This is a genomic window from Rhizobium sullae, assembly GCF_900169785.1.
Taxonomy (GTDB): domain Bacteria; phylum Pseudomonadota; class Alphaproteobacteria; order Rhizobiales; family Rhizobiaceae; genus Rhizobium; species Rhizobium sullae.
Map to the genome: position 1 here is coordinate 1 of NZ_FWER01000185.1, position 516 is coordinate 516.

The following is a 516-nucleotide window of genomic DNA, read 5'->3' on the forward strand; positions in this document are numbered from 1 at the left end:
ATCCCCGCCGACATCAAATACGGCGCCATCCGTGCGGAGTTGGAAGCAGCGGGGCAGACGCTTGGCCTCAACGATCTATTGATCGCCGCGCATGCCTGTGCGCTAGACCTGACACTTGTGACGGACAATACACGCGAGTTCCAGCGCATTCGCGGCCTCACCCTCGAAAACTGGATTGTGAGATAGCGGCGTGCATCATGGGGCCAGTAGCAAATTCCGAAACGCTCGCATCCATTTCCCCGGCCAGCGCAGGGAAGCTCAAAGGGCATGCACTGATGAGTGCTGAGGGTGATATGTCGCCATTTTTCTTTTTCATCGACACGTTTTTCGGAAATGTTGATCGGATCGTCATATCGTGTCTGCTGTGATTCTCAGGCGAGACCGACATGAAACAGGCGAAAGGCCAACTTGTAGGCTACGCACGCGTTTCGACGGAGGAGCAAGCGACTGAGGCCCAGGAGATTGAGCTCCGCTCGGCCGGCTGCCTGGCAACCCGGAGATCCGGGAAAAACGCCC

The 516-nt window shown here is 57.2% G+C and carries 1 protein-coding gene and 1 pseudogene; both read left to right on the forward strand.

From position 1 onward, the window contains the following. Nucleotides 1-186: PIN domain-containing protein (locus tag BN1800_RS39680; RefSeq protein WP_143534276.1), on the forward strand; the 186-nt coding region annotated here is incomplete at its 5' end. 200 nt (nt 187-386) lie between these two features. Further along, nucleotides 387-516: pseudogene (locus tag BN1800_RS43305) on the forward strand (recombinase family protein); the annotation flags it as partial.